Source organism: Pseudoxanthomonas sp. 134C1, assembly GCF_057773065.1.
Map to the genome: position 1 here is coordinate 316,695 of NZ_JBYMTH010000004.1, position 21,510 is coordinate 338,204.

Here is a 21,510-nt window from a genome sequence, read left to right on the forward strand (position 1 = left end):
TCGACCAGCACTTCGGCTTGGTCGATCCTGCTATGTGCGCGATTCTGCTTCGCGAAATAGTGGTTGACAGCCCAAGACGCAAGCCCGCCGGAAACCGCTCCGACGACGCCGCCAACAACGGCAGCGATCGTCCCATCCCAAGGGCTACCGGGCATCTATTTAGTCCGCGTCGTTGATGTAGTCCAAGATCTTCTTACGGTAACGCTGACTTGGTGCAGCGTTTGCAATGATCACGAGGTGCTTCTTCAAGAAGTCCTTGGTAAACCCGTTGCGTACCAGCCCGCCAAACGCCTCTTCCAGAAAGGATGAGCCGAATCCCTCGGTGTTATCTAACACTACTTCGACGCGCTCATACTGTTGGAGTGCAGGCTTGAGCATCGTGTCGCGGAACTCTTGCCCACTATAGTCACCGTCCTCAGGATGCCTGCCCGCAGGCACTCTCGAGAAGTCAAGGCCAATATCAATGGTCTTCTGGCGCATGGCCGTAGTCCTCGATGTCCCATTGAATGAATGTGCCGCCAAACTCGCTTGGAAGCGCGCCTGCGGTTGTTGTGCTTCGTAGTTGGTCGCGCTCATAGCGATACCGGGCTTTATTGGTGATGACGTGCAGGGCAGCACTTGAATTGTGTGTATCAACATAGGAATCAACGTAGCCCTTTACGTCTTCCCGCAAACCTTTGCCACGATTCTCCAGACCTGTGGAAGAGCGGTTTGTTCCCTCCACGTTGAACGCCGCTTCAACTAGCAGCGAGTCGTTCCTAGACCTGTCACCTAGCCAGTCTCGGACCTCTTCCCAGACTCCACTTTTTGGGAGGGTCCTCGCGATACCTTGCCCATGGTCGACAACCATGACGGTTAGATGGTTGGTACTCAAATTCACTGAAGCCGAGATCCACCACAAATGCCAAAGCGAGTTACCGCTTCGGTAGGCGTGTTTGTTGACGTTGGTCATTGCTTCTACCAAGCCATCGTAGAGAGCCGACCGATCAACAACCTGAGGCCCGAAGCTTTCGATACTTGTTCGCAATGTTCTGGCCGGCTCACCTGGACTTTTAGTCCCACTGAGGAACGGAACAAACTGATCTTCGCCCTCCACTGGCTGATCTTTAACGCTACATGTGGCGCCTAGTACCTGAAAAAAGCCCATTTCTGCCAGTCTCCGGCGAACGCTAGGCTCCCATTCATCAACTTCCAAGGCTCTTAGCTTTTTGCCGCCAGTCTTTAGCCGCCACCGATCACATTCGGCCGTCAGCAACAGAGCAGCAGCCGGGCTAATGAACTTCACCAAGCGCATGTCGAGCATGAACCTGGCCGAATAAACATCCGCCGCTAAGCGAATGTCTCTCAAGAGCTGGATCGTCTGAGCGTAATTCTCCTCCAGATCCAAGGCGGCGGGGGGAGAAATTGTAGGGACAGACCGTCTCGAGCCAGCGTGAGACTGGGGAGGCGCGACGAGCGCTGCGACAGTACGGCGGACATATCTTCTTTCAAGCCGCGTTCTCCTTCTTCGGCGACGCCGCAGGCACCGACGCTGTCGGGCTTGCGCAAGCCGTAGTTCCTTCCAGTGCGATGGCTTTGCCAAGGCTCATGTCCGTATGAACGTTCACAAAACGATAACACATGCACATTACGCAATCGGTACCTGGCGCGCGCAGTCGTCGCCCCGCCACGCCTGCGGTCTAAACCGCCCGGATTTCCGCACCCCTGCGGACGGCGCTTCGGGCCGCCGTAGCAGGCGCGAGCGGCCCACGGACCGGCGCGGCGTAGGCGAGCCTGCGGAACCCTGCGAAGGCGGCACGCGTACAGCGCCGTTCTTGCGCGATCCAGCGGCCTCGACGGGCAGGCCGAAAAATTTGGATGCCCATCGGAACGGGGTAACAGGTAATTTGCCCCCTGAAATCCTGTCCAACCCATTGATTCTATAGCGGTTATCGATGTTACCTCTGGAGGTAATCTGAGGTAACACGGGAGGTAACATCAAGCCAAGCCATTGATTTAAAAGGGTTCCATTTTCGCCTGATGTTACCTTCGGAAAAGGCAACAAGATTAACCGCCGTTACCCTTTTATTACCTTTGAAATTGTCTCTTAACTCTCTGATATGACAGGAGAATTAGCCCTGTTTTTCGTCGTATTACCTTTATTACCTGTTTCCGATGGTCATCCCAAAATTCCGAACTTATATAAGGCTCGGCATGTGGTCGCCGCAGGTTTGCTATGACGCCGGGGCCTGACCAGCGCCGCTGGCCAGCGCGTCGGCATCGCGCTTGATGAGACAGCCAGGCCTAGAATCGCCGCCATGCGCCGCCCGCTTCCGCCCTCGTATCGCGTTGGGAACACCACACCAGGATGAGCGTCCTGATGTGGAACTACGGTGCGATGGCGTCTGCTCATCACGACGGCCGCCTAGATCTGAGATGGGCGGGAAAGCAAAAGGAGGTGCGCGCGGCGAGCTACCGGCAGGCGATGCGTTTCGCCGAGTGCTGGATCGGGGGCAGGCTGGATCCCCATCGCGATCGATGGAAGAAAGTCACCAGGCCATCGCCGGACCCCGAGGAGTTGGCGGCCATGCGCGAGCTGCTGTCACCGGCAAGGGTGAGTCCTTTGGCGTCGCGCGTCGCCGGCATTCCGGACGCGCCAGAGTTTGAATCAATAAACTGGCGGAAGCTCCTGCCCGACAGCGATTTGCTGTGGTGATGAGCTAAGAAAGTGAACGCGTTCGGAGTGCCAACAGCAGGCGCTCCACAAGTTGCTAAGCGCGCGCGGACACGAACGATTGCCCCAGCCGAAGCCGGGGCAATCCGTTTAACGCAACAGATGAACGATCATGGCGATCGAAACCACTGTCACCACCCAGGCCATGGCAGACTTCGCGCGTTTGCGCGAGACCGCATTCTCAATTCGCGCGATGGCGTAGCTGTTCGATGCGAGCAGGCCCAAGTAGGCAATACCTAAGGCGACAGTCAATCCGTTCATCACCACTTCCCAGGGCCAGGATATCGACTGTTGCACATCTTACCCTTTCGGCTCATCTGGCGCATGCTCACCCCGATAGCGCCGATGGACGCGCCACAACCGATGGCGGGGGCAATGAACTCGACAGTCGAGCATGTTCCGAGCGCGGCACCTAGTCCGAGCCCGGCCGTCAGTGCGGCATCGGTCTGATCGTCACACGCATCCTGGCGCGCGCGCTCGAAGTTGGCTCTGTCGATAGCGATGATTTCCGGTGACCACCCGCTTAAATCCGGGCCAGTGTTCGGCGGCGGCCGCAGGTCAATGCGAATGGAAGAACCGTAGCCGTTGTACCAAGCCGGCGTGCATGGCGAAAGGTCGCAGTCGGACGGAAGCGGATTCCAAGGCTCGCTCTCCCGGAAGCTGCGCGACTGATACGACAAGACGCCAGACCGGTCGGATGCGAGCTGCCGGAAAGCCTCGATGGCCTGTTGCTGAAGCGCGGAGTTGCCAGGATGCATCGCGGTCGCGACTTGGGTAAAAGAAAACGACTGCACCTGAGTACCCTTGGCGACATACAGCGAGTCGGTGGCGAGGTCGAAGTTCGCGGCAATAGCGCCGCGCGTCTGGTGAACAAACGATAGCGAGTAGCGGTTAACGTTGCGTTCGATGCCGGCGTTCACTCGATCGACACTGATGAACTGAGGATTGACCGGCTGGGCGGGCGTGTAAATCGGTTCGCCGGAGCCGGCAACGGCCGGCGATGTCGCGGAAGCAAGAAGCACTAGCGGAATCAACTTGCGAAAGTCCATGTCATCTCCTTGTGCCACATCATGTGGCGGCGGAGATGCTTCCACCCCTCTTGGGCCTTGCGCAACCGTGTTCAGGTGGGGAAAAATGCCCCGATCGGCCATGGGAAAATTCCCGATGCCACCTAGCAATGCCAACAGTTTCACGGCATGGCCTTGGGAAAATTGGATGAGCTAAGTTACTGAAAACCAAGCTCACGCCGTATAACTTCTAATCTTTTGGTCGAAGGTTCGAATCCTTCACGGCCCACCAGACCGCAACCAACCGCCGGACCTCCTCGATGAGAACGCGTCGAGCGGAGTCGGACGGACGGTTGGAAACAAGCAAGACGCATACGATGTATCCGACGCGGAGCCCGGAAATCTGGCGCGCGGCATGTTCCATGCCCATGCTGCGGGGAATGAGCTGATCATCGTCGGCAGAAGCGAGAGTCTTGGCTGGCCGGGATTCTGTTGCTACAAAGACAGCCGTTTCCCGCAAGGAAGTGACATGCGAATTTTCGAAGTCGTCCGTTGGGGAAACGATACCGACCATCCCCTGGCGGGTGGCCCCAACGGTCCGGATACCTGTTTTCTCGTGCGTGCGAGCACCGTCGAGGAAGCCGCCGAAATCGCGGATGCCCGGCTGGCGGAACTCACGCATGAGCGCGTCCAGCCGTGGTCGCATGTGGTCTATCTGCTGGGCGAGGACCTGGCTTCGCAGGCAACAGCCTCGCTCCTTCGCGGCCCATACATCCAGTCGGCCTATTGCCACGGGTGGCGTCAATGGCACCGCGACGGAAAGGACGAAGCCTGGCGGGAACAAAATTCCTGATGCCATCATGGTTCGGTATGCTTGTGGCCAGGTTGCCGCATGCGGGCTTTGCCGGACGATGCGCGACATGTCGCAGGAGTGGAGGGATTGCCGGCGCCTTTCCCGGTACCGACATCCCGTCATCGAATTCCTGTCCGCTGCGCGACCGGCTACAGCACGACGCGATACAACCCACCACCGAAATGGACATACCAACTGCCCTGCAGCCAGGCGCTGCCGGTGCCTTCGGCAAAGGGTGATACCAGCACGGGCGCCGCGCCGGGGCGTCCCAGGTAGAGGTAGCCACCGCTGACGAACATCACCTGGCCCCCTGCGATCGCATTGATCGATGCGTCCGCATCCGAGCGTGAGACAGCGGTCAACTGGCCTTGTGGCGAGCGCAGCCAGACCTGCCGGACGGTGTTGCCGTTAACCGTGTTCAAGCGGGTGAAACCAACCCATCCACTGCTGGGAAGATAATCAGCCCGGGGCGTGAAGTGGTCGCTGCCGGCATCGCGCAGGATCACCTCGCCGAGATTGTCGTTGTACATGACGATCCGGGAAGCGGTGGCCGATACCTGCTTGCGGTAGACCACGTTGATGCCGTCGGTCAACGGATTGAAATGCGAATAGGTCGAATCATGGGTCAATTGCACGGTCTGTCCGGCCCGGTAGCGGAACACGTTGTAGGGTGCCGGCCCTTCGGTGTATACGACCTCGCCGCCGTCGCCGACGTCGGCCAGATCGGCGACGCGGCCGTTGCCGACCAGGGTGTCCTTGGAGAGCATCACATCGCGCAGATTCAGGTAGCGTCCCGGGCGCCAGGTCGGCCAGATGACGTAGCGCTTGTCGTTCGGACTGACGCGCATGCCGCGCGGCGTTCCGTCATTCCACAGTGGCGTGGCGGCGCCGTTCCATTCGTACACCGATGTTTCGTCGTCTTCCGTGATCCCGTACACCACGCCGCGCGCGGTCAGCTTCTCGTAACCCGGTGTATGGCCAGTCCCATCCGGGACCGCACGCAGACTTCCGGTCGCACGGTTGTAGACCTTCAATATCGGCCGTCCGTCCTCGATGACGAAGAACAGGATCCGCTGGGGCGTGATGTCGGTGATGGTGCCATCGACTTCCGTCACGTACTCCAGATGCGCGGCCTGGCTGGCGAGTGGCGCTGCGGCGGCGAGCAGCATGAGTGCCGTGCGCAGGAACAGCGAAGGGAAATGCCGTTCGATGAAATTCGTTTTCATGGCGGGCTCAGCAGCATCCTGTGACGGGAATCGAGCGTGCGAGCGGGAATGTGAAACGGATGTCAAGCAGGTTCAGGAATGGATGGCGGACGGAGCGTTCGCGATGAAGTTTTCCGCGTGCCGCGCCGGAGTGACGATATCGCGCCGAAAAAAAACCCCGCGATCGCGGGGCTTTTCTTTCGTTCAATGAAACGCGCTTCCGTCAGGTGTCGTAACCCACCTGACCCTGGCTGAAGCCGCGCGTCTTGCGTATCGCCAACTGGTTGGTCACGCCCAGCAGTTCGTAGTGCCCTGCCAGGGTGGCGAGCAGGCCATCGACGCCGAGCTTGGGCGTTTCCGTCGGGACGGTGGCGATCTGTCGTTCCAGTGCGTCGCGACGCCAGTCGCGTCCCCGCAGCTTGGCCCAGTTGCGCACCAGCGCATTGGGCTTCCGGGGGGCCTGTTTGGGTGGTACCCACAGGTAGTCGTCGAAGATCATCACGCCACCGGACTTGAGCAGCGGCCAGGTCATCACGCCATCGGCGAGCGCGCCGAATGCCGAGTGCCAGCCATCGATGTAGATGAAATCGAACTCGCCTTCGAGCCGGCGTAGGGAGTCGAAACTGTAGCCCGCGTGCTCGGTGATGCGGTCCGCGAAGGCCGCCGTGTTGTGGCGGAAGCGGGCGTGGTAGTCGCCATAGACCGGATCCGGCGCAAACAGATCGACACAGTCGATGCGCGCACCTGTCCCGGTAAGGATGTTCTGGCACAGCCAGAGCGTGGAGCGGCCTTCGAAACTGCCGATTTCCAGCGCGCGGACGCCGGGCTGATCCCGGAACCCGCCCAGCCATTGCTGCCAGTGCGGGATGTTGTGATCGAACCAGTTCTCGCTATACGGATTCTGCATCTGTTCCGACATCGTTTCCTTCAGCACGATAAGAAGTTCCCCTGGCCAGCCATTGGCGAGCTGGACGGAATTCTAAGCGGATCCACCGTTGTCGCGAAGTCCGCGCAGCGGTGCGCAGCCTTCTCCCCTGACGCTAAGGTAGCGTACCCGCGCCCTTTGGGCGCATTCCGGAGGTCACATGCTGCGAATCCTGGGCAAGCCCACGTCGATCAATGTCCGCAAGGTACTTTGGCTCTGCGAAGAGCTGGACCTGCCCTTTGAACTGGAGGAGTGGGGAAGCGGCCACCGTTCGACCCGGGATCCCGCGTTCCTGGCGTTGAACCCCAATGCGCTGGTGCCGGTGCTCCAGGACGGCGACACCGTGCTGTGGGAATCGAACACCATCTGCCGCTATCTGGCGGGCCGGGAGGAACGCATCGACCTGTTGCCGCAGGCCACGGTCGAACGCGCCCGCGTCGAGCAATGGATGGATTGGCAGGCCACGGAGCTCAACAACGCCTGGCGCTATGCCTTCATGGCGCGGGTGCGGCAAAGCGCCAGTCACGCCGATCCCGCGCGGATCGAAACCAGCGTGCGGGAGTGGAACCAGCGGATGGGCATCCTCGATGCGCAACTGGCCAGGACCGGTGGCTACGCGGCGGGGTCGTCCTTCACCCTGGCGGATGTCGTGCTGGGCCTGTCCGTGAACCGGTGGCGGATGACCCCGATGGTGCGTCCGGAGCTGCCGGCGGTGGCGGCCTATCTGCGCAGGTTGGAGGAGCGGCCGGGTTTCCGGCGCCACGGAGGAAACGGCGTGCCCTGAGTGCGCCCGGTGCCTGGATGCGAAAGAGGCGCCGTGAGGCGCCTCTTTTCCGTCCGGGGCAGGCTCCGCTCAGGGGCGCATCGGCGAGCCGCCGAAACCGCGGGGTGGCGGCGGACCCACGTCGCCCGGCAGCCGGTGATAGCCATGGAAGCCGGGACCGTCATACCGGCTTACGCCGATGTTGAGATTGAACGCGCGCGATTCACCGTCGTCATTGGTGTAGGACTTGCACAGATTGACGTTGGCGGCATTCCAGTGGCTGCTGCCATATCCCTTGGTGTAGCCGATGCCGGTGGCGACGCTGCCGGAAACGTCGACCTTGCCGTCATCCTCGTCGACCGGCTTGCCGCAGGCATTGCGGGCCACCGGCGCCGGGCGCAGCGCTTGCGCTGGACGCCCGCTGGTGTCCCCGTAGTAGGTGCCCGGCGGATCGGCCGAGTAGAGCGCGGGCCGTGGCAGAGTGAGGTCGAGCGACTCCGCCGATTGGGCGAAGGCGCCCCCGGAAGCCAGCAGACTCAGCAGCAGCGGGGTGATTGCCTTCATGGGGACCTCGGTCGGGAATGCGGATTCTCGCGCGATCCGTGCGCCAGTCGCCAGACGCTAGCAGCCGCTGGTTGAACCCAGGCTGGCTTCCTCCTGAACTTTCCGGCTAGGACGAAGGTCATGGTGACTTGATGGCGTCGCCACGCTTTCCCGTAGTCGGGATCATGGCATCACTGGACCGTACCGATGGGTTCCCGTCGTTCCCGCGGGGCGGTTTCCCTCATAACAACCACAATATAGCTGTGCTCTCTCATCGCGGTCGCAGGGGTCCTGCGGCCGCATTTTGTTTGCGCGTGTCCCGCTCTCAGCCGGCCGCGCGGATCGCTTCCAGCACCTGTTCGCCATAGCGGGCCAGCTTGGTCCCGCCGATCCCGCCGACCTGGGCCAACTCGTCCAGCGTGCCGGGGCGATGTTCGGCGATGTTGCGCAACGTGCTGTCGTGGAAGATGACGTAGGCCGGGACGTTCTGCTGCTTGGCCAACTGCGCGCGCAGGTCGCGCAGGGCGCCGAACAAGGGCTGGTCGGTCGATGCGACGACAACGCCACTGCGCGGGGAACGCTCGCGTTCGCGCGCCGGGGCCTCCTTGCGCAGCAGCAGGCGACGTTCACCCCGCAGCACCGCCCGGCTGGCCTCGGTCAACCGCAGGCTGCCATAGCCTTCCGCATCGACTTCCAGCAGGCCCGAAGACACCAATTGCCGGAATACGCTGCGCCACGCCCCGGCATCCAGATCCCGGCCAATCCCGTAGGTGGTGAGACGGTCGTGCCCGCACTGGCGGATCTTCTCGCTCTCGCTGCCGCGCAGGACGTCGATGATATGGTTCACGCCGAAACGCTGGCCGCTGCGGTAGACGCAGCTCAGTGCCTTCTGCGCGGCCTCGGTGGCGTCCCAGGTGGCGGCCGGGTGCAGGCAGTTGTCGCAGTTGCCGCATTCCTGGGGATAGGTCTCGCCGAAGCTCGCCAGCAGCACCTGCCGCCGGCACTGCATGGATTCGCAATAGCCCAGCAGCTGATCCAGTTTGCGCCGTTCCAGCCGCTTGCGTTCCTCGCCTGCCTCGGACTGCTCGATCATCTGCTTGAGCAGGACCACGTCGCCGAGGCCATAGCAGAGCCAGGCGTCGGCGGCTTCGCCATCGCGGCCGGCGCGGCCGGTTTCCTGGTAGTAGCCTTCCAGCGACTTGGGCAGGTCCACGTGCGCCACGAAGCGCACGTCGGGCTTGTCGATGCCCATGCCGAACGCGATCGTCGCCACCATCACGATGCCTTCCTCGCGCAGGAAGCGGCGCTGGTGATGCGCGCGTACCTCTGCGTCCAGGCCGGCGTGATAGGGCAGGGCGTTGAACCCCTGCTCCAGCAGATAGTCTGCGAACTGCTCCACCCGCTTGCGCGACAGGCAATAGACGATGCCGGCCTCGCCCTTGTGGGCCTGGAGGAAATCGCGCAGCTGGCGCTTGGCGTTGTCCTTCTGGGTGACCGTGTAGCGGATGTTGGGACGATCGAAGGAACTGACGAAGCGCTGCGCCTCGGTCAGGCCCAGCCGCTCGGCGATCTCGCGCTGGGTCGGCGGATCGGCGGTGGCGGTGAGGGCGATGCGCGGCACCTCCGGCCAGCGCTCATGGAGAATCGTCAGCTCCAGATACTCGCGTCGGAAATCGTGGCCCCAGGCCGAGACGCAATGCGCCTCGTCGATGGCGAACAGCGCGATGCGGCTGCGATCCAGCAGCGACAGGAAGCGCGAAGTCAGCAGTCGCTCCGGAGCGACGTACAGCAGATCCAGCTCACCCTTCAGCAGCGCCCGTTCCACCTCGGCGGCGGCGGCGGCGTCCAGGGTCGAGTTGAGGAAGGCGGCGCGCACGCCGAGCTGACGCAGCGCTTCCACCTGATCCTGCATCAGCGCGATCAATGGAGACACCACGATGCCCACGCCTTCGCGCAGCAGGGAGGGAATCTGGTAGCACAGCGACTTGCCGCCGCCGGTCGGCATCAGGACCAGGGCGTCCTGGCCGGAGACGAGCTGTTCGACGATGGCCTGCTGGTGGCCGCGGAAGCGGGAATAGCCGAAGACCCGCTGCAGCAGGTCCGTGGGACGTTCTGACATGGTCGATAGGGTAGCAGGCCGGCAGGGGTGGGGCATTCGGACAAGTGACCGGACAGGCCTCCGTGGAATCAGGACCCGGGCGTCGGCCTTTTCCGGCGGCAGGACGAAGGGACCGGCGCGGCCGTCGCCCGAAAAAAAAAAGCGCCCGGACGGGGGCCGGGCGCGGGTACTCAGATCGCGGGTTGCGGGCTCATTCCAGCAGCGAGCGCAGCATCCAGGCGTACTTTTCGTGGGTCTGCAGGCGCTGGGTCAGCAGATCCACGGATGGGTCGTCACCGGCGTCGTCGGCGGTCTTGAGGACCTTGCGGGCCGTCCGGCACACCGCTTCGTTGCCGGTCACCAGCTGCTTCACCATGCCCTGCCAGCCCGGCACGCCATCGGCGCCGGATTCCTCCTGGACGGAGGACAGGCGGACGAATTCCCCGTACGAACCCGGGGCGTTGTAGCCCAGGGCGCGGATGCGCTCGGCGATTTCGTCCAGCGCGGTCCACTGTTCGGTGTACTGGGTTTCGAACATCGTGTGGAGCGAGTTGAACATCGGCCCGGTGACGTTCCAGTGGAAGTTGTGGGTCTTCAGGTACAGCGTGTAGCTGTCGGCGAGGAACCGCGACAAGCCTTCGGCGATCTTCTTGCGATCGCCCGTGGTGATCCCGATGTCGATGTTCGGGGACGTGGCCGCGGGCGCGGCGGCCTGCCTGGTCTTTGCCTTGGTCTTGGACATCTGCACTCTCCTTATGGGGGTCAATGGCTCACAATAACTACCCTAAACCCGTTTGGGTAATAAAACGTTTCACCCGATTGGATTGATGAACGCTATCGAAACTTCCCCGGACCGCGATCTCCAGGCTGCCCGCCGCGCCATCGATGGCGCGCTCAGCCGGGACCGCGGACGCCTGCATGGACTGTGGTCGCGCTGGCAGGCGCGACCCACCGATCCCGCCGCGCGCGAGGCCTTTGCCCGGGCGCTGGCGGGCTCGGTGTCGCAGCGCGAGGCGCGGGCGGCATCGGTACCGGCGGTGAGTCTGGACGAGGCGCTGCCGATCGCCCGTGAAGGCGAGCGGATCATCGAACTGATCCGTCGTCACCCCGTGGTCGTCATCGCCGGCGAGACCGGCTCGGGCAAGACCACCCAGTTGCCCAAACTGTGCCTGGCGGCCGGTCGCGGCGTGGCCGGCATGATCGGCTGTACCCAGCCACGCCGGATTGCCGCGCGCGCAGTGGCGCGGCGGGTGGCGGAGGAACTGAAGACCGGCATCGGCGATGCGGTGGGTTACCAGGTGCGCTTTACCGATCAGGTGGGCGAGAACACCCGCGTCAAGTTCATGACAGACGGCATCCTGCTGGCCGAAATCGCCAGCGACCGCTGGCTGTCGGCGTACGACACCATCATCGTCGACGAGGCCCACGAGCGCAGCCTCAACATCGATTTCCTGCTGGGCTACCTCAAGCAGTTGCTGCGCAAACGCCGCGACCTGAAGGTCATCGTCACCTCGGCCACCATCGACACCGAGCGCTTCGCGCGTCATTTCGACGACGCACCGGTGATCAGCGTGGAGGGACGGACCTATCCCGTCGACGTCCGTTACCGGCCGCTGGAAGGCGAGGGCGAGCAACAGGGCGAGCGCACCGTCAACGACGCCATCGTGGCGGCGGTGGACGAGATCACCCGCCAGGATCCGCGCGGCGACGTGCTGATGTTCCTGCCGGGCGAGCGCGAGATCCGCGATGCCCACCAGGCGCTGGAACGCCGCAAGTACCGCGAGACAGAAGTGCTGCCGCTGTACGCGCGCCTGTCCGCGCGGGATCAGGACCGGGTGTTCAATCCCGGCCCGAAGCGCCGGCTGGTGCTGGCCACCAACGTGGCGGAAACCTCGCTGACCGTGCCGCGCATCCGCTACGTGATCGATCCGGGCTACGCGCGGGTCAAGCGCTACAGTCCGCGCCAGAAGCTGGATCGCCTGCACATCGAGCCCATCTCGCAGGCCAGCGCCAACCAGCGCAAGGGCCGCTGTGGTCGCATCGCCGAAGGCATCTGCTATCGCCTGTACGCGGAGACCGACTTCCAGGCGCGGGCCGAGTTCACCGATCCGGAAATCCGGCGCTCCAGCCTGGCGGGGGTCATCCTGCGGATGCTGCAGTTGGGACTGGGGCGGATCGAGGACTTCCCGTTCCTGGAACCGCCGGACGAGCGTGCCATCGCGGATGGCTGGCAGCAGCTGACCGAACTGGGCGCGGTGGACAAGGATCGCAAGCTGACCACCGTCGGCCGGCAGATGGCGCGGTTGCCGGTGGACGTGAAGCTGGCGCGCATGCTGGTGGCGGCGCAGCAGCACGGCTGCGTGCGCGAAATGATCATCATCGCGGCCTTCCTCGGCATCCAGGACCCGCGTGAGCGGCCGCCGGAGGCCCGCGAGGCGGCGGACAGCGCGCATGCGACCTTCGCCGATACCCGCTCGGAGTTCCTCGGCATCGTCAATCTCTGGGATGCCTACCGGCAGGCCCACGAGGATCTGACCCAGTCGAAGCTGCGCGACTGGTGCGAACGCCACTTCCTCGGCTTCCTGCGCATGCGCGAGTGGCGCGAACTGCATCGCCAGTTGCTGCTGCTGTGCGAGGAACTGGGGTGGACGCTGGAACCCGCGTCCGGTGCCGAGGCACCGCCACGCAGGGCGGCGGAGCGCGCGCGCAGGGCCGGCGACACGAATTCGGGTGTCGCCTCAGCGGAAAGCCCAACCGAGAAACAGCGTCAGGCGGCCTACGTCGCCCTGCATCGCGCCTTGATCGCAGGCCTGCCGACCCAGGTGGGACATCGCGGTGAAAAGGGCGACTTCCAGGCGCCTCGCCAGCGCCGCTTCCAGATTTTCCCGGGCTCGGCGCTGGCGAAAAAACCGCCGCCCTGGGTCCTCAGCGCCACCCTGCTGGATACGCAGCGCGTGTGGGGACTGACCAACGCGGCGGTCGAACCGGATTGGGTCATCGCCGAGGTGCCGCACCTGTTGATGCGCAAGCACTTCGATCCCCATTGGTCACGTGCGCAGGGCCATGTGCTGGCGTCCGAGCAGATCAGCCTGTTCGGACTGGTGCTGGCGCCGAAGAAGCCGGTCCACTACGGTCGGATCGCGCCCGTGGAAGCCCACGACATTTTTGTCCGCCAGGCGCTGGTGACCGGCGAAATCAATACGCGCGCCGGCTTCGTCGCCGACAACCTGAAGACCCTGGAACTGGCGCGCGAAGAGGAAGCCAAGCTGCGTCGGGCCGGCATCGTCGCGGACGAAGACTGGCAGGCGCGCTGGTACCTGGATCGGGTTCCGCCGGACATCCACTCCGCCGCCGGCCTGGACGCCTGGTGGAAGGGACAATCGCCGGAAGCGCGCCGTCGACTGGTGTGGACGCTTGCGGATCTGTTGCCGGGTGAAGGCAGCGAAGAAGATCGTTTTCCCAAGTACTTCGCGCTGGGCGATGCGAGGCTGCCGTTGCACTACCGCTTCGAGCCCGGCGCCGTGGACGACGGGGTGACCCTGGAAGTGCCCCTGCACCTGCTCAACGCGCTGGACCCCGCGCGGCTGTCCTGGCTCGCGCCCGGCTTCATCGGCGACAAGGCTTCGGGCCTCATCCGCAGCCTGCCCAAGGCGATGCGGCGCAACTACGTGCCAGCGCCGGATTTCGGCCGGGCCTTCTTCGAAGCCCACCCGCAGCCCGCCGCCGACGATATCCGCGGCGAACTCGCGCGCTTCCTGTCGCGCGCCACCGGCGCCGCGGTGACCGCGCTCGATTTCGACGAATCCGCGCTGGAACCGCACCTGCGCATGAACCTGCGCCTGCGCGAGGATCCGCGCAAGGGCGGCGAAGCGCGGGTGCTGGCCGAATCGCGGGATCTGGATGAACTGCGCGCGCGCTTCGGCGAACGCGCCGGCCAGGCGTTCGCCGCGCGCGCCGGACGGGCGATGGCGGCGAGCGGGTTGCGCGAGTTCCCGTCCCAGCCGATTCCCCTGCAGGTGCCGGGTGAAGCGGGCGTTCCCGCGTTTCCGGCGCTGCGCGACGACGGTGACAGCGTGGCGCTGCAGGTGTTCGCCGATCGCGCCGCGGCCGAGGCGGCCCATCCACGCGGCGTGCGCCGCCTGCTTGAAATCGCGTTGGTCGACCGGGTCCGCCAGGCGCGCAAGCAGCTGCCGGTGCCGCCGAAGGTGGGGCTGCTATATGCCGCCATCGAACGCTTCGCCGAGGGCGACAGGGCGGGCGAGAAGGAGCGCTTGCGCGCGGACATCGTCGATGCGGCGCTCAATGCCGTGCTGGCGGAAGGACTGGAGGGCATCCGCGATCGCGCCGCGTTCGAACGACGCCGCGACGACGCGGGCCGGAGCCTGTTCGGCGAGGCCATGGAGCGGCTCAAGCTGGCGGAAGCCATCCTGTCGGCGGTCGCGGAGTTGAAGCCGCAACTGGAATCGCCGCTGATGGGCTGGGCGCGCGGCAACCTGGATGATCTGCGCACGCAGCTGAAGGGCCTGGTGCACCCGGGTTTCCTGCGCGGGACCCCCGCATCAGCACTGGCGGAATTGCCGCGCTACCTCAAGGCCATGCGCCTGCGCGCCGAGCGTGCCCTGCGCGATCCGACCCGCGACCAGGCCCGCATGCTGGAAATAAAGCCGTTCGCCGATGCCCTGGAGGACGCGACGCGGCTGGGCGTGTCGGGACAGCCGGACTGGCAGGCGCTGCGCTGGGAACTGGAGGAATTGCGCGTCTCCGTGTTCGCCCAGGAACTGGGCGCGCGTGGAGGCGTATCGCCGAAGAAGCTGGCCCAGCGATTGCAGGCCCTGCGTGGTTAGCGGCACACAACCGGCGGGCATGAACGGAATGCGTGGCGAGACTGTTCGTCGGCCGTGCGTGCGGGTAACGTACTGAAGTCCCGCCGTCAGGATCCGATCGTGTTCTCCGTCCCGCGCGAAGCCTTGTTGGAACTGCTGCAACGGCCCTCGGCCGTGGCGCTTCCGGCGACCTCGCGCCAGCTCGTCGCGATGCGCCTCGAAGCCTGGTCCGGACAGGACCTGCCGTTGCAGGATCCCTTGGCGGTGCTGGCCGATACGCTGGAGACACTGACGGCGCTGTCCGCCGATGGCGAGGTGATCGCCGCCGCCTGGCTGTTCGCGTTGCCATCGCCCGAACCCGCGCCCGGCGCCAAGCCGGCCGTCCTGCCCGCCGGCATCGTCGATCTGCTGGAAGGACAGCAGGCCGCCGCGCAGGTGTGGGCGCTGCACGCCGAACAGCATCGCGCCGCGAACAATGAAGGACTGCGACGCCTGCTGCTGGCGATCGTGCGGGATCTGCGCGTGGTGCCGATCCTGCTGGCGCGGCAACTGGCGCGGATGCGCAATGCCGGAGCGCTGGAAGACACGCAACGGCGCGCACTGGCCAAGCTGACCCGCGACATCCACGCGCCACTGGCCAACCGGCTGGGCATCTGGCAGCTGAAATGGGAACTGGAGGATCTGGCGTTCCGCTACCTGGAGCCGGAAACCTACCGCCAGATCGCCGCGCAACTGGACGAAAAACGCGTCGGGCGCGAGCGCTACATCGAAGCGGTCAAGACGACCCTGCGCCAGGCACTGGCCGGACATGGCATCGGCGCCGAAATCAGCGGCCGTCCGAAGCACATCTACAGCATCTGGCGAAAGATGCAGCGCAAGCAGGTGTCCTTCGACGAACTCTACGACCTGCGCGCGGTGCGTGTGACCGTGGACGACATCGGCGCGTGCTATGCGGCGCTGGGCGTGGTGCATGCGCTGTGGACACCGGTGCCGAGCGAGTTCGACGACTACATCGCCCGCCCCAAGGCCAACGACTATCGATCCCTGCACACCGCCGTCGTCGGCCCGGAAGGGCGCACGCTGGAAGTGCAGATCCGGACCCACGAAATGCATGCGCAGGCCGAGCTCGGCGTGGCCGCGCACTGGCGCTACAAGGAAGGCGGCGGCGATCGCGCCTTCGATCGCAAGATCGCCTGGATGCGGCGATTGCTGGATCATTCGCAAGAGGGTGGCGAAGGCGCCGGCCTGGCGGGCGACCTGGATTCGGAACTGGTCGAGGATCGGGTCTACGTGCTGACGCCAAAGGGCGAGGTGATCGATCTGCCGCATGGCGGCACCGTGCTGGATTTCGCCTATCACGTGCACACGATGGTCGGCCACCGCACCCGCGGCGCCAAGGTCAACGGCCGCATCGTGCCGCTGAACCATGCCGTGCGCAGCGGCGACCGGATCGAAATCATGACCTCCAAGACCGGCGAACCACGCCGCGACTGGCTGCTGCCGGCCAATGGCTTCCTCGCTTCCGGCCGTTCGCGCGACAAGGTGCGCGCGTGGTTTCACAAACTGGACCGCGCGCGCAACCTGCAGGCGGGCCGTGAGTTGCTGGAAAAGGAACTCAAGCGCCTCGGCCTCCATCAGGCCGACCTTTCCGGCGTCGCGAAGAAGTTCCATGCCGAGAATGTCGAGGAACTCCATATCCAGGTGGCGCTGGGCGATGTCGGGCCCAACCAGGTCGTGCGCGCGCTGCACGAGGAGCAGCGTGCCGCCGCCCAGCCGGCCACACCGCCGTCGCTGCCGTTGCGCAAGCCGGGCGGGCGCAAGCCGGCACCGCCCTCCAAGTCGCGTTTCACCGTGGAAGGGGTCGGCAACCTGCTGGTGCAACTGGCGCGCTGCTGCCAGCCGGTGCCCGGCGAGGCGATCAGTGGCTATCTGACCCGCGGTCGCGGCGTCAGCGTGCACCGGACCGATTGCATCGCGTTCCAGCGCCTGGCCGCCGCCAGTCCGCCGCGCGTGCTGCCGGTGGAATGGGGACAGACCGGGGGCGGTTACGAGGTGGACGTGCAGGTGCGTGCGATCGATCGCAAATGGCTGCTCAAGGACATCACCACCCTGATCGCCCAGGAGGATGCCCACGTGCTGGGGATCAACAGTGATCAGGCCGGCGCCAGTGGTCGGGTGCAGCTGCGCCTGCGCCTGAAGGTCGCCGACTTCGGCCAACTGTCGACCCTGCTGGGCAAGCTCGACGCGGTGCCGGGGGTGGAGGAAGCGCGACGTTCAGCCTGAATGGTTATGCTGGGCCGGTCATGCCCGAGCACAGCCACGAGCAGCCCCGCCAGGACGGCCGGATCGAACCGATCGCCGACTGGGAGCACCTGCGTTTCCGCGGTGACCACACGCCTCCACGCAGTGCGCCGCCGCTGTGGCGGGCGCGACGCACCTGGCGCTGGGGTGCGTTGGTGGTGGTGACGCTGCTGATCCTGCTGGCGGTATTCCGGCAGCCGCTGGCGAACCTGTTCTGGCCCGACACGCGCATCCAGCAGTTGCTGGACAACGGCCAGGCCGCGCTTGGCGCGGGCCGGCTGACCGCGCCCGACGGCACCGGTGCCCGCCAGTATTTCGAAGCCGCGCAGGCCCTGGACAGCGACCGCAGCGAGGCGCGTGACGGTCTGGCGCGGGTGGCTCGGACGGCGCTGGAACAGGCACGCCGCGCCACCGCGCACGGGGATCTCGCCGCCGCGCACACCGCGCTCGCGTTGGCCAATGAATTGCAGGTGCCCCGCGCGGAAGCCACGGCGGTGGCCGAACAGTTGCGGGAACGCGAGGCCGCCGACGCAGGCATCGAGTCGCTGCTGCGGCAGGCAAGGCAGGCGCAGGCGGGCGGACGCCTCGATGGGGAGCCCGCCGCGGCGCTACCCCTGTTCCAGCGCGTGCTGGCGCTGCAACCCGGTCGCATCGAGGCGCTCGAGGCGCGCGAGGACATCCTCAGCGATCTGCTGCAGCAGGCCGGCACGGTGATGGCGCGCGGCGAGCTCGAAGCGGCCGGCCGGCTGATCACCCAGGTACGCGGCTACGACAGCGGCCACGTGGATCTGCCTGCGGCGCAGGCCTCGCTGGCGCGCGCCATCGACGAACGTCTCCGACGCGCCGATGCGGATCTGCGACGCGGGCGGTTGGCGAAGGCGGCGGAAGGCTATCGGGCGGTGCAGTCCGCGGCGGGAGAGGACGCGCGCGCGCGCCAGGGCATTGAACGGCTCGGGACCGCCTACGCCGAAACCGCGCGACGCCAGGCGGGCGACTACCGATTCAGCGAGGCCGAGTCCGCGCTGGCGCAGGCGCGCGAGCTGTCGCCGCAATCGCCGGCGGTGCGGGAAGCCGCGCAGTACCTGGAACGCGCGCGCGCTTCCCGGGCCAGCCTGCCGCCATCGGTGCCGCCGCGCGAGCGGCAGCGCAGGATGGAAAACCTGCTGGCGGGAATGGCGCAGGCCGAGGCACGCGGGGACTGGATGACGCCACCGGGTGAAAGCGCGTACGACAAATTGCGCGCCGCGCAGGCGCTGGCGCCGGATGACCCGCGTGTCCGGCGCGCCGCGACCCGCGTGCTCTCGGCGGCGCAACAGTGCTTCGAGCAGGAATGGCGCGGCAATCGTGTGCGCCGCGCGCAATCGTGCCTGTCGGCCTGGCAGGCCATCCGGCCCGGCGATCCCGTGCTGGTGGAAGCCCGTCGGCGCATGGCGCAGAAATGGATCGCGGTGGGCGACGAGCGCCTGGGGGCCGGGGATGTCGTCTTCGCCGCGCAGGCGCTGGACGAGGCGCGTGGAATCGATGCCCGTGCGCCCGGCCTGTCCGATTTCGCCGAGCGGGTGAGGCTGGCGCGCCAGGCGCAGCGTTAGCGCGCGGGACTGCGCAGCACCTGTTCGGAGATTTCCTCCAGCCGGGCTGCAAGCGCCGGCCAACTGTAGTTGGAGACGATGTCCTGACCCAGGTCGAATCCCTGATCCAGCTCGCCGCGCTTCTTCAGGGCGCTTGCCTGGTCGAACCAGCGCTGCAACGACGGCAGCGAACCATCGTTGACCCAGCCACGCCGCAGGGCGGCGATCAGATCCGAACTGGTGTCGTGCTGGCGGGTGACATGCAGGATGGGACGACCTGAACCCAGATATTCGTAGAGTTTTCCGGGCACCTGCGAAGGATCGGCGTTGGCGATGTTGATGAGCACATCCGCGGATCTTTGCAGTTGGAGGATATGCCGGTGCGGAAGGAAACCCAGCAGGCGAATCTGCTCCGGCATGGTTTCCGCGGCGCGCAGCAGCGACTCCGGAACAGTGACGGAGGCGATGTTGAGCCTGGCACCGGGATGCGCCGCGATCGCGGCCACCAGGTCATCGGGTTTGCGGAACTGATAGAAACTGCCGGTATAGAGCAGCTCCAGTCGCCGGGGATCGAAGGGCATATCCGTGAGGGCAGGGAGAGCTTCGGGTGCAAAGCCTTGCGATATCACGCTGGTCCGAGTTCCCGGGCCATGGCGATCTTTCAGCAATCTCTCGGCGCCAGCATGGGTAACGATCAGGTGATCGGCCTTGCGCCAGGTTTCCAGCTCCACACGCAGTGCGCGGTCACGCCAGCGCGGCGGCGTGTAGGGTGCCAGCACGGGATCTCCCAGATCGGCGATCCAGCGATATCCCTTTGCCTTGGCGAGCAAGCCAAGCTCCAGCGACGTCGCCGGTTCGTGGGAACTGATGACGACGTCAGGGGCGAATTCCTTCAGGCACCGGGCAAGGGCTGGCCTGGCCCAGGGCGACCATTCACCACGCACGTCTGGAAAGACGAAACGCGCCGCCAGGTTCTGTGCGGTTTCGGAGAATGACTGCTTCCAGCTGCGGGGCGGGCGCAGCGGGGAGGCGGCGGCGGCGAAAGTGTTCCCCATGGGTGACTGCTGGGCATGCTTGCGATCCCGCAGGTAGGCCAGCAGACCCCGCAAGGGACCCGCGAACGTGCGATGTGTTTCAAGCGCGGATGGAAGTTCCGGCAGCCCGGGCGTCTGGCCACCCAGATGGATGGTCAGGACCTTGACCTGGTGTCCCCTGGCCACCAGTTCGCGCGTCAGATACGCCCAGCGCAAGGATTGCGGGGAAGGACTGGGCGGGAATTCGTAGGCGATCAGGAGAAATCGCATGTCATCGTTCTTTCATCGACGCGGCGAGAATCATCGGTGTGCCGGGATTGGGGTCACGGGAAGAGGAAACGTGCGCATTACGGCCGGCAGCATTGCGTCCGCCGAGAAATGGCGCTGCACGCTCGCCAAACCGTTCCGGGACAGGCGTTCCCAGAGTTCCTGCTCCGCATGGAGTCGTTCGATGGCAATGGCAAAGTCCTCCTCGTCGTCAGCGAGCAGTACGTCACTTCCGTCGATCAGGTGCATGGCTTCGGCGGCACAGGAGGTCGCTACCGTCGGCAGCCCATAGGACATGTACTGGTTGATCTTGCCCTTGACCCCGGCGCCAAATCGGAGCGGAGCAATACCGACGCGACATTTTTCCAGCAGTGGCGAAAGATCAGGCACATGTCCATGCACATGCACGGAAGCTGGCAACATGATTCCCGTCAGTGCTTCCCGCAGGCCCGCACCTACCAGATGGATATCGATGTCACGTGATGCCTCGCGGGTCAGTCGGGGCAGTATTCCGGACACCAGCCAGCGGACTGCATCGGCATTGGGTGGATGCCTGCCACCACCCACGAACAACATGCCTTGTCGTTCCGGGAATCCGGGAGGGGATGAGCGCAGACCGTGGATGTTGGATACGATTTCGATTCTCGCGGTGGGTACCAACTCCGCCAGAAGCTCGCGCTCCAATTCGCTGACGACCCAGGCGACTTCCGCCTCCCCGATTTGATGAAGCTCCTGTTTCCGGGTCGCGCGGGCCATCCGCGCCAGCGCGGGCTTGCCCAGAAGTTCCGCTTCCCGAGCTTCGCGCAGAAAGTGCAGATCCACGGTATCCAGAACAAGGCGGGCCGACGGAGCATGTTGTCGGAGGAACGGAAACCAGTAGCGTGCCAGGTGGTAGCGGCATACCAGCACGCCCGCATGCTTGCCTGAGCGCCGCAAGCGGTTGATCGGCGAAGCCGCCCAACTCCGGCCCAGGATCCGGACGCCCAATGCCCGAAGTGAATCGGCGTCGGCGCCGTGTTCCAATCCATCCTCGGGAAGAAAATCGACCTCCAGGCCAGCTTCACGCATGAGGCGCAGGATGCCAAACAAGCGCATGGAGCCTGAATCACGATCCGGTCGTGGCAGGCTTCCATCGATCACCAGCAGGCGATTCCCTCCGCCGGGCGTGGGCGGGTCAAGCGATTCCGGATGAAACCGGATTGCTGGTTCAGCCTCCACCCCATTCCTCCCCAGCCTGCCGGCCAGTCCCTCCATTCCCTGGGAGGCCAGCACCAGGCGCAGTCGATGCAGCCTGGAAAGCAGCCGATGCCAATGGAAAGCCGTCGATGGGGGCATGAGTAGCTGGGCGGACACTGAATTTGCGGGCTATCACGGCCCTTGGGGTTGCCGGGACTGCGTTAGACTGCCCGG

The 21,510-nt window shown here is 65.0% G+C and carries 17 protein-coding genes; 6 read left to right on the forward strand and 11 right to left on the reverse strand.

Annotated elements, in window-relative coordinates; all coding sequences use genetic code 11:
- Window positions 1-159: 159 nt before the first annotated feature.
- Window positions 160-480, reverse strand: coding sequence for an STAS-like domain-containing protein (locus tag AC3DEZ_RS10720; RefSeq protein WP_488388189.1), 321 nt, complete (start codon window positions 478-480; stop codon window positions 160-162).
- Entirely contained in the window at window positions 461-1,303 is an 843-nt protein-coding gene (locus AC3DEZ_RS10725; RefSeq protein ID WP_488388190.1) for a hypothetical protein, read from the reverse strand. The genes AC3DEZ_RS10720 and AC3DEZ_RS10725 overlap by 20 nt, the downstream gene beginning before the upstream one ends.
- Window positions 1,304-2,347: 1,044 nt before the next feature.
- Here AC3DEZ_RS10725 and AC3DEZ_RS10730 point away from each other — a divergent pair.
- The gene (locus tag AC3DEZ_RS10730; protein ID WP_488388191.1) at window positions 2,348-2,695 is read left to right on the forward strand and encodes a hypothetical protein; all 348 of its coding nucleotides are present in this window, start codon (window positions 2,348-2,350) and stop codon (window positions 2,693-2,695) included.
- Window positions 2,696-2,803: 108 nt separating this feature from the next.
- On the opposite strand, the gene AC3DEZ_RS10735 is transcribed toward AC3DEZ_RS10730, so the two are convergent.
- Both AC3DEZ_RS10735 and AC3DEZ_RS10740 read right to left on the reverse strand, forming a co-directional pair.
- Window positions 2,804-2,974, reverse strand: a complete 171-nt coding sequence (locus tag AC3DEZ_RS10735) for a hypothetical protein (RefSeq protein WP_488388192.1) — start codon at window positions 2,972-2,974, stop codon at window positions 2,804-2,806.
- A complete protein-coding gene (locus AC3DEZ_RS10740; protein ID WP_488388193.1) occupies window positions 2,974-3,762 on the reverse strand; it encodes a hypothetical protein in 789 nt (262 codons plus the stop codon). Before AC3DEZ_RS10740 ends, AC3DEZ_RS10735 begins: the two co-directional genes overlap by 1 nt.
- Window positions 3,763-4,135: 373 nt before the next feature.
- Here AC3DEZ_RS10740 and AC3DEZ_RS10745 point away from each other — a divergent pair, with 373 nt between their 5' ends.
- Window positions 4,136-4,573 (forward strand): hypothetical protein, encoded by a 438-nt coding sequence (locus tag AC3DEZ_RS10745; protein ID WP_488388194.1) that lies wholly within the window; start codon window positions 4,136-4,138, stop codon window positions 4,571-4,573.
- 149 nt (window positions 4,574-4,722) lie between these two features.
- On the opposite strand, the gene AC3DEZ_RS10750 is transcribed toward AC3DEZ_RS10745, so the two are convergent.
- On the reverse strand, window positions 4,723-5,799 hold the full coding sequence (locus tag AC3DEZ_RS10750) for a hypothetical protein (protein ID WP_488388195.1): 1,077 nt from the start codon (window positions 5,797-5,799) through the stop codon (window positions 4,723-4,725).
- Between the two features lie 202 nt (window positions 5,800-6,001).
- Complete coding sequence (locus tag AC3DEZ_RS10755) at window positions 6,002-6,685, reverse strand: class I SAM-dependent methyltransferase (protein ID WP_488388196.1); 684 nt, start codon at window positions 6,683-6,685, stop codon at window positions 6,002-6,004.
- Window positions 6,686-6,863: 178 nt separating this feature from the next.
- Here AC3DEZ_RS10755 and AC3DEZ_RS10760 point away from each other — a divergent pair, with 178 nt between their 5' ends.
- Complete coding sequence (locus tag AC3DEZ_RS10760; RefSeq protein ID WP_488388197.1) at window positions 6,864-7,487, forward strand: glutathione S-transferase family protein; 624 nt, start codon at window positions 6,864-6,866, stop codon at window positions 7,485-7,487.
- Window positions 7,488-7,556: 69 nt separating this feature from the next.
- On the opposite strand, the gene AC3DEZ_RS10765 is transcribed toward AC3DEZ_RS10760, so the two are convergent.
- The 3 genes from AC3DEZ_RS10765 to AC3DEZ_RS10775 all read right to left on the reverse strand — a co-directional run bounded on the left by AC3DEZ_RS10765 (window position 7,557) and on the right by AC3DEZ_RS10775 (window position 10,849).
- A complete protein-coding gene (locus tag AC3DEZ_RS10765) occupies window positions 7,557-8,030 on the reverse strand; it encodes a hypothetical protein (protein ID WP_488388198.1) in 474 nt (157 codons plus the stop codon).
- A 304-nt stretch (window positions 8,031-8,334) separates the two neighbouring features.
- Entirely contained in the window at window positions 8,335-10,128 is a 1,794-nt protein-coding gene (gene recQ / locus AC3DEZ_RS10770; RefSeq protein WP_447103224.1) for a DNA helicase RecQ, read from the reverse strand.
- A gap of 190 nt (window positions 10,129-10,318) precedes the next feature.
- The gene (locus AC3DEZ_RS10775; RefSeq protein ID WP_488388199.1) at window positions 10,319-10,849 is read right to left on the reverse strand and encodes a Dps family protein; all 531 of its coding nucleotides are present in this window, start codon (window positions 10,847-10,849) and stop codon (window positions 10,319-10,321) included.
- Between the two features lie 85 nt (window positions 10,850-10,934).
- Between AC3DEZ_RS10775 and hrpA the strand changes: the two genes are divergently transcribed.
- The 3 genes from hrpA (at window position 10,935) to AC3DEZ_RS10790 (ending at window position 18,820) form a co-directional block, all read left to right on the forward strand.
- Window positions 10,935-14,951, forward strand: coding sequence for an ATP-dependent RNA helicase HrpA (gene hrpA / locus AC3DEZ_RS10780; protein ID WP_488388200.1), 4,017 nt, complete (start codon window positions 10,935-10,937; stop codon window positions 14,949-14,951).
- A gap of 96 nt (window positions 14,952-15,047) precedes the next feature.
- Entirely contained in the window at window positions 15,048-17,213 is a 2,166-nt protein-coding gene (locus tag AC3DEZ_RS10785; RefSeq protein WP_488388298.1) for a RelA/SpoT family protein, read from the forward strand.
- A 20-nt stretch (window positions 17,214-17,233) separates the two neighbouring features.
- Window positions 17,234-18,820: a hypothetical protein gene (locus tag AC3DEZ_RS10790; protein ID WP_488388201.1), complete on the forward strand. Its 1,587-nt coding sequence runs from the start codon at window positions 17,234-17,236 to the stop codon at window positions 18,818-18,820.
- On the opposite strand, the gene AC3DEZ_RS10795 is transcribed toward AC3DEZ_RS10790, so the two are convergent.
- Together AC3DEZ_RS10795 and AC3DEZ_RS10800 are read right to left on the reverse strand one after the other, a co-directional pair.
- Window positions 18,817-20,103 (reverse strand): glycosyltransferase, encoded by a 1,287-nt coding sequence (locus tag AC3DEZ_RS10795; protein ID WP_488388202.1) that lies wholly within the window; start codon window positions 20,101-20,103, stop codon window positions 18,817-18,819. The two genes, AC3DEZ_RS10790 and AC3DEZ_RS10795, sit on opposite strands and share 4 nt — an antisense overlap.
- Before the next feature lie 30 nt (window positions 20,104-20,133).
- On the reverse strand, window positions 20,134-21,453 hold the full coding sequence (locus AC3DEZ_RS10800) for a glycosyltransferase (RefSeq protein WP_488388203.1): 1,320 nt from the start codon (window positions 21,451-21,453) through the stop codon (window positions 20,134-20,136).
- Between the last annotated feature and the right edge of the window lie 57 nt (window positions 21,454-21,510).